This is a genomic window from Arthrobacter sp. Y81, assembly GCF_002929335.1.
Taxonomy (GTDB): Bacteria; Actinomycetota; Actinomycetes; order Actinomycetales; family Micrococcaceae; genus Arthrobacter.
In genome coordinates this window covers 1-526 of the sequence record NZ_PJIL01000099.1, presented here as the reverse complement: position 1 = coordinate 526, position 526 = coordinate 1, and the positions used below count along the sequence as shown (strand labels likewise).

The 526-nt window shown below is 45.6% G+C and carries 1 protein-coding gene; it reads left to right on the top strand.

Translation table 11 applies throughout. The features are described 5' to 3' along the window. The coding region (locus CXQ91_RS25920; protein ID WP_146072444.1) for a non-specific lipid-transfer protein at positions 1–302 on the top strand (302 nt) is incomplete at its 5' end. Between the last annotated feature and the right edge of the window lie 224 nt (positions 303–526).

Genomic DNA, 526 nt, shown 5'->3' with positions numbered 1-526 from the left:
TGCTTGCACCACATGCGGAGGCCGCTGTGACCTGTGGCTTAGTTTCGGGCAAGGTTGCAGCGTGCATTGGCTTCCTTAGGGGAGGTCCTGGCCCAAGCCCGGCATGTTGTGGTGGGATTAGGGCCCTAAACAGCGCAGCCGCCACCCCGGCTGACAGGAAAACTGCATGCACTTGCCTCAAATCTGCTGCTGCTTCCATTAAAGGAATGAACTACGGAAAGGCAGCTGCTCTCCCTGGTGCATGTGGTGTCCGCATCCCTTACCCTATTAGCCCCAACACCAACTGCAATGCAGTCCACTAAAAGTACAGGATAACTTTGTTGCTACAGAAGAGAAATTAAACATGGAGCTACGTACCAAAGAATGGCCTTGTTAGCTAGTAAAGTGTATAATAAATGAGACTCAATTATCTTGATGAGGCTTTTGTCTTTTTCGAGTAAATTGATTATTGTAGTTCCTATTTCACGCATGCATCTTATTTTAATGTGTACCCTAGTTTTTATTTTTCATAAAATTACAACTAAAT